Source organism: Streptomyces flaveus (assembly GCF_014647675.1).
Classification (GTDB): Bacteria; Actinomycetota; Actinomycetes; order Streptomycetales; family Streptomycetaceae; genus Streptomyces; species Streptomyces flaveus.
In genome coordinates this window covers 239,501-246,297 of record NZ_BMPQ01000012.1, presented here as the reverse complement: position 1 = coordinate 246,297, position 6,797 = coordinate 239,501, and the positions used below count along the sequence as shown (strand labels likewise).

Below are 6,797 nucleotides of genomic sequence, written 5' to 3'. Positions count from 1 at the left end.
TGGTCCTCCGAGACAGAACCTAAGCGACGGGCATACGACGCACCGGCCCACGACCCCTCCCGCCGGAGGGCAAGTGCAGGTGGTTGGGGGTGCGGGCTTCCCCGGGGCGCCCGGGCAGGCGCAGGCTTTTGCTTTTCAGGGGCGCGGGGAACTGCGCGACCAGCCACAACGAACCCGCAGCCGCGACACGACTGTCACCCACCACCCCCTGGCGGGGGGCCTGGGGCGCAGCCCCCCCCACGCGGCGGAGCCGCAAATTGATACAGCCGGGAAGGGGCGGGACTGGGGAAAGAAAACCCGCCCCCACCCACCCGCACACCAGACACGACCCCTACCCCTCGAAGTCCAGCAACACCTTGCAGGACTTCGTACGGTCCGCAGCCAGGGCGAACGCCGGCTCCGCCTCCCGGAGGGGAACGACCGCGCTCACCAGATCGTCGAACCGAGGCTCCTGCGCGAGCAGCGCCAGCGCCTCGTCGAACTCGACGTCGAAGCGGAACGACCCCCGAAGTTCGAGCTCGCGGCTGACCACGAGGTTCCCCGCGAAGGGAGTCTGGCCGGGCGGGAGCATGCCGAGCTGGACGATGACACCGCCGCGCCGTACGAGCCGGAGGCAGGTGTCGAGACCCGCGGCAACCCCGGAGGCCTCGATCGCGGCGTCGACCTCCGCGGGCAGGCCGGGAGAGGCGGGCTCGTCCGCGCGTACGACCCCGTCTGCCCCGGCCGCCACCGCGAACTCCAGCGCCCGCGGCAGCAGATCCGTGACCGTCACCCGCGCGGCACCCGCCGCCTTCGCCGCCGCGACGACGAGGCAGCCGATGGGCCCCGCGCCGGTGACCAGGACGTGTCGGCCGGAGACGTCACCGGCCCGCCGCACCGCGTGCAGCGCGACGGACAACGGTTCGGCCAGCGCGGCCCGGCGCAGCGGAAGCCCGGCGGGCAGGGCCCTCAATTGCTCGGCAGGCACGACCAGTTGGGCCGCGAACCCGCCCTGCACATGCGGTGTGCGGGCCGCGCTGCCGAGGTAACGGGTGTCCCGGCACACGTTCCGCCGCCCGGACACGCACTCCGGGCACAAGCCGCAGGCGGTCGCCGGGTGCACCGCGACGGCCGTACCCGGCGCGGGACCATCACCCCCGGCCCCGTACGAGACCACCGTCCCCACCACCTCGTGCCCAAGCACCATCGGCTCCCGCAGACGGAAGTCCCCTACGCCGCCGTGCCGCCAGTAGTGCAGATCGGAGCCGCATACCCCGCCGTACCGTACGGCGACGAGTGCCTCGCCGGAGCCGGGGGAGGGAGGTGGCAGCTCGTCGACCCGCAGGTCTCCCTGACCGTGGATCACGCAACCGAGCATCGGGGGAGCCCCTTTCACAGGACGCTGGTCATGCCGCCGTCGACGTACAGGATCTGCCCGCTCACGAAGTCCGCCGCGGGAGACGCGAGGAAGAGCAGGCCGCCGACCAGGTCCTCAGTACGGCCCCAGCGGCCCGCGGGCGTACGTCGTCGCACCCATGCGCTGAACTCGGGGTCGTCGACGAGGGGTTGGGTGAGCTCGGTCTCGATGTAGCCGGGACCGAGCCCGTTGACCTGCACTCCTTGCGGACCCCAGTCCGCGCACATGCCCTTCGTGAGCATCTTCAGCGCGCCCTTGGTGGCGGCGTACGGCGCGATCCCGGGCCGTACCACCTCGCTCTGCAACGAGCAGATGTTGACGATCTTGCCGTGGCCACGTTCCGTCATCCGGCGGGCGGCTTCCCTGCCCACCAGGAACGCGCTCGTCAGGTTGGTGTCGATGATCCGGTGCCAGTCGGTGTCCTTGAACTCCAGGAGGGGAGCGCGGAGTTGCATCCCCGCGTTGTTGACGAGGATGTCGATGGGGCCTACTCGCTCCTCGACGTCCGTTATTCCGGCCGCCACTGACGGGCCGTCCGTGACATCGAAGGCCGCCGTGTGGACGGCTTCGCCGGGCAGCTCCGCCGCTGCCTTCGTGAGGCGCGTGGCGTCCCGGCCGTTGAGCACCACCGTGCAGCCGGCCTCCGCGAGGCCACGGGCCAGCGCGTGGCCGATGCCCCGGCTGGACCCGGTGACCAGGGCCGTACGGCCGCTGATGTCGAAGAGAGGGTGACTCATGCCCGTGCTCCTAAGGACGCTAGATGACCAGTGACAGCAGCAGGACCACGCCTCCGGCGACCACCGAGATGAGGGTCTCCATCACCGACCACGTCTTGATCGTCTGGCCGACGTCGAGGCCGAAGTACTCCTTCACCAGCCAGAACCCGGCGTCGTTCACATGGCTGAAGAACAGCGAACCGGCACCGATCGCCAGTACCAGCAGGGATGCGTGTGCGGTCGACATGTCGGCCGCGAGCGGTGCGACGAGACCGGCCGCCGAGATGGTGGCGACGGTCGCGGAGCCGGTCGCGAGCCGGATCGCCACCGCGATCAGCCAGGCGAGGAGCAGGGCGGGTATCGACCAGTCCTCGGAGATGTCAAGGATCATCTGGCCCACACCGGAGTCGATCAGCGTCTGCTTGAAGCCGCCTCCCGCGCCGACGATGAGCAGGATGCCCGCGATCGGACCGAGGGACTTCTCGACCGTCGTCGAGATCCGGTCCTTGGTGAAGCCGGCCGCCCGGCCCAGGGTGAAGATGCCGACGATCACGGCCGCGAGCAGTGCGATCAGCGGGGAGCCGATCACGTCGAAGACGCGCTGCACCGTGTTCTCGGGATCGTCGATGACGATGTCCACCAGCGCCTTGGCCAGCATCAGCACGACCGGCAGCAGCACGGTGGCGATGGTGACGCCGAAGCCGGGACGCTTCTCCAGGTCGTCGGAGGTGCGCTGCGGGATCATCTTCTCGGGTGCGGGTACGTCCACCCAGCGGGCCGCGTACTTCGAGAACATCGGGCCCGCGATGACCACGGTCGGGATGGCGACCAGCAGGCCGAGGGCGAGGGTGACACCGAGGTCCGCCTTGACCGTGTCGATCGCGACCAACGGGCCGGGGTGCGGCGGGATCAGACCGTGCATCACGGACAGACCCGCGAGGGCCGGGATGCCGATCCGCATCAGTGAGTAGTTGCCGCGCTTGGCCACCATCAGGACGACCGGGATCAGCAGCACGATGCCGACCTCGAAGAACAGCGGCAGCCCGATCACCGAGGCGATCAGCACCATCGCCCACGGCATCGAACGCCCGCCCGCCTTCGCGAGGATCGTGTCGACTATCTGGTCGGCGCCGCCGGAGTCCGCGAGCAGCTTGCCGAGGATGGCACCGAGCGCGATGAGGACACCCACGCCGGCGACCGTCGAGCCGAGGCCGGCGCTGAAACTGGCGATGGCCTTGTCGAGCGGCGCCCCTGCGATGGCGCCCAGCGCCAGCGTCCCGATGGTCAGCGCGAGAAAGGCGTGCAGCTTGAACTTGGTGATGAGCAGGACGATGACGGCGATGCCCGCCAGAACGGCGATGCCCAGCTGCGCGTGACCCGCCGAGGTGATCGGCTCGGGGTCCGCTGCCAGCATCTCGACACTGAGACTGGTCACGGTGCTTTTCCTTGAGTGGCTTGGGGGGGAGGGGGAGTTACTGCTCAGGGGGTTCTCGGGGGAGTTACAGCTCGAGGCCGTGCAGAGCGGTCACGGCCCGCTCGGTGATCTCCTCCGGACTGCCGGAGACGTCCACGGCGACACCCGCCTCGTCCGACTGGAGCGGCTGGAGGGTGGCGAACTGGGAGTCCAGCAGCGCTGTCGGCATGAAGTGCCCCTTGCGGTGCGCCATCCGGTCCTCGATGAGCTTGCGGTCACCCGTGAGATGGACGAAGACGACGCCGGGCGCGGAGGCCCGCAAGCGGTCGCGGTAACTCCGCTTCAGCGCCGAGCAGCTGACCACCCCGCCGAGCCCGGCCCGCCCGTGCGCCCACCGGCCGATGGCGTCCAGCCAGGGCCGGCGGTCCTCGTCGGTGAGCGGCGTACCGGCCGACATCTTGGCGATGTTGGTCTCGGGGTGGAAGTCGTCGCCCTCGGCGTACGGCACGCCGAGCCGGCCGGCCAGCAGGGGACCGATGGTGGTCTTGCCGGTGCCTGCCACGCCCATGATCACGACGACATGGGTGGACCGCGATTGATTCATCGTGCTCTCGCTGTCTTCTTCGACATCGGACGGTCGACGACGGGATGTACGTCGAGGCCGCGTGCCGCATCCGTGGACGACACTGAAACCCATTAGGTCATACGAGTTCAAGAGTCTGTGACATAAAAGTCTGACTTTTTAGTCCCGCGTTCTGCCTCGTAGGCTGAACCCCATGAGCACACCGGGCCGGGGGCTGCACGGCCATGTACTGGAGAGCCTCGGTCCTGCCATCACCGCGGGTGAGTACCCGCCGGGGAGCGTCCTGCGCACCGACGAGCTGGCGCACCGCTTCGAGGTGTCGCGGTCCGTGATGCGGGAGGCCGTACGGGTCCTGGAGTCGATGCACCTGGTCGAGTCCCGTCGCCGGGTCGGCGTGACCGTGCTCCCCGCCTCCGAGTGGAACGTCTACGATCCGCAGGTCATCCGGTGGCGTCTCGCGGGCGCCGACCGCCCGCGCCAGCTGCGCTCGCTCACCGTGCTGCGCTCCGCCGTCGAACCGGTCGCCGCGGGCCTGGCCGCCCAGCACGCCACCGCCGAACAGTGCGCCGAACTCACCGAGTGCGCCCTGGGCATGGTCGCCACCTCACGCGGCCACCAGCTCGAGAAGTACCTCGTCCACGACATCGCCTTCCACCGAGTCATCCTCAACGCATCCGGCAACGAGATGTTCGCCCGCCTCGGCGACGTGGTCGCCGAGGTCCTGACGGGCCGCACCCGTCACGAGGTCATGTTCTGGGACCCCGACCCGGCCGCCGTCACCCTGCACGTCCAAGTCGCGGAAGCGGTACGGGAAGGCAAGGCAGCCCGCGCGGAGGAACTGACCCGCGAGATCGCGGTGGGCGCACTCCAGGAGCTGGACATACTGGCCCCACCGCCGCCTGCCTCCGGCGGTTGAGCGGGGGTGCCTACGGGGGTGGGGGTGACACTGCGTGTCGCGGCTGCGGGTGCGTCGTGGCTGGTCGCGCAGTTCCCCGCGCCCCTGACGGGGCGCTCCCCGAACCGGCCGTCATCATGTTCACCAGCCACGATGAAACCCGCTGCTTCCCTCCGGCGGGAGGGGGCGTGGGCCGGTGCGTCCTATGCCCGTCGCGTAGCTTCGGTCTCGGAGGACCAGGACCCTGTACCAGCAAAGGGCCGTATGCCCTGTTGGCGACGGGCTGACGCACCGGACCGCGGCCCCGACCCACCACGCACCTAAGGGGCGCGGGGAACTGCGCGACCAGCCACGCTCAACCCGCAGCCACGAACCGCCCTTCAAACAGTGCGCTCACGTAGTGGGCGGATACGGCGGCCGGGCCGGAATCCCCACGCCGGAGGCGGACGGCAGCGGCGGGAGCGCCGTCTCGTGAAGCCAGGACGTGAACAGGTCGTCCAGCGGTTCGGCTGCGGCCGCGTACCTGGCGACGTGCCGCGTGAACGCCTCCGTCGTCACCGCGCCACCCCGGTGCAGCGCCCCCCACGCACGCAGCATCCGGAAGAACGCCTCGTCGCCCAGCGCGCAGCGCACCGCATGCAGCACCAGCCCGCCACGCTCGTAGAGCCGATCGTCGAACATCAACTTACGCCCCGGATCCGCCAGTTGGAGATCCTGCGGCAACCCGGCCAGCTTCCGGTGCGCCAAAGCGGCGAGTGCCTGCGCACTGCGCCCGCCCGACCGCTCCGACCACAGCCACTCCGCGTACTTCGCGAACCCTTCGTTCAGCCAGATGTGCCGCCAGTCGGCGATGCTCACACTGTTGCCGAACCACTGGTGCGCCAGCTCGTGCGCGACGAGCCGTTCCGAACCTCGCGCCCCGTCCACATGGTTGGCGCCGAACAGGGAAAGCCCCTGCGCCTCCACCGGGACGTCCAGTTCCTCCTCGGTGACGACGACCGCGTACTCGCCGAACGGATACGGGCCGAAGACCTCCTCGAACAGCTCCATCATCGCGGGCTGCCGCGCGAAGTCCCGGGAGAACGGGGTGAGCAGATGCGCCGGGATGTGCCCGGCCTGCGGCACACCGCCGAGGCCGGGGTCGCCGAGCAGCACCGTCTGGTACTTGCCGATGGACAGCCCGACCAGGTAGCTGGAGGTGGGCGCCGACTGCTCGTAGACCCACGTGGTCGTCGAGGCCTTCGTCGTCCGGGTCAGCAGCCGGCCGCCCGCCACGACCGAGTACGCGGACGGCGTGGTGATCGACAGCTGGTACGAGGCCTTGTCGGCGGGCCGGTCGTTGCACGGGTACCAGGAAGGTGCCCCGACCGGCTGGCTGGCCACCAGCGCCCCGTCCTCCAGTTCCTCCCAGCCGAGCCCGCCCCAGGGGCTGCGTACCGGCTTGGGATTGCCCGACCAGTGCACCTCCACGGTGAAAGCGGCTCCGGCACGGATCGGCTTCGCCGGGCGGATGCGGAGCCGGCCGCCCCGGTGCGTGTAGTGCGGTGCCCGGCCGTCGACCCGTATCCGGCCCACCTTGAAGTCGGCGAGGTTCAGCAGGAACTCGGCGAGCGGCGCCCGGCCCGCTATGGCGTTGAGCCGGGCGGTGCCGGACAGCCGGTTGGGGCCGGGACGGTAGTCCAGGGCGAGTTCGTACCGGTGCACCCGGTAGCGGGCATCCCCGTTCGCCGGGAAGTACGGGTCCGCTCCCACTGTCCGCTGCGCCACTGCTGTGTCCGCTCCCTGCCCTGTGC

At 70.1% G+C, this 6,797-nt stretch carries 6 protein-coding genes; 1 reads left to right on the top strand and 5 read right to left on the bottom strand.

Features of this window, described 5'->3' with window-relative positions; genetic code table 11:
- Window positions 1-331: 331 nt before the first annotated feature.
- From IEZ21_RS24585 to IEZ21_RS24570, 4 genes are all read right to left on the bottom strand, one after another.
- Window positions 332-1,357 carry an L-idonate 5-dehydrogenase gene (locus IEZ21_RS24585; RefSeq protein WP_189324054.1) on the bottom strand — a complete coding sequence of 342 codons (1,026 nt, stop codon included), beginning with the start codon at window positions 1,355-1,357 and terminating at the stop codon, window positions 332-334.
- Between the two features lie 14 nt (window positions 1,358-1,371).
- Entirely contained in the window at window positions 1,372-2,133 is a 762-nt protein-coding gene (locus tag IEZ21_RS24580) for an SDR family oxidoreductase (RefSeq protein ID WP_189324053.1), read from the bottom strand.
- Between the two features lie 19 nt (window positions 2,134-2,152).
- A complete protein-coding gene (locus IEZ21_RS24575; RefSeq protein WP_189324052.1) occupies window positions 2,153-3,547 on the bottom strand; it encodes a GntT/GntP/DsdX family permease in 1,395 nt (464 codons plus the stop codon).
- A 64-nt stretch (window positions 3,548-3,611) separates the two neighbouring features.
- The gene (locus tag IEZ21_RS24570; RefSeq protein ID WP_189324051.1) at window positions 3,612-4,130 is read right to left on the bottom strand and encodes a gluconokinase; all 519 of its coding nucleotides are present in this window, start codon (window positions 4,128-4,130) and stop codon (window positions 3,612-3,614) included.
- A gap of 172 nt (window positions 4,131-4,302) precedes the next feature.
- Between IEZ21_RS24570 and IEZ21_RS24565 the strand changes: the two genes are divergently transcribed.
- A complete protein-coding gene (locus IEZ21_RS24565) occupies window positions 4,303-5,025 on the top strand; it encodes a FadR/GntR family transcriptional regulator (protein ID WP_189324050.1) in 723 nt (240 codons plus the stop codon).
- 372 nt (window positions 5,026-5,397) lie between these two features.
- On the opposite strand, the gene IEZ21_RS24560 is transcribed toward IEZ21_RS24565, so the two are convergent.
- Window positions 5,398-6,756, bottom strand: coding sequence for a M1 family metallopeptidase (locus IEZ21_RS24560; protein WP_246568105.1), 1,359 nt, complete (start codon window positions 6,754-6,756; stop codon window positions 5,398-5,400).
- Window positions 6,757-6,797: the final 41 nt, after the last annotated feature.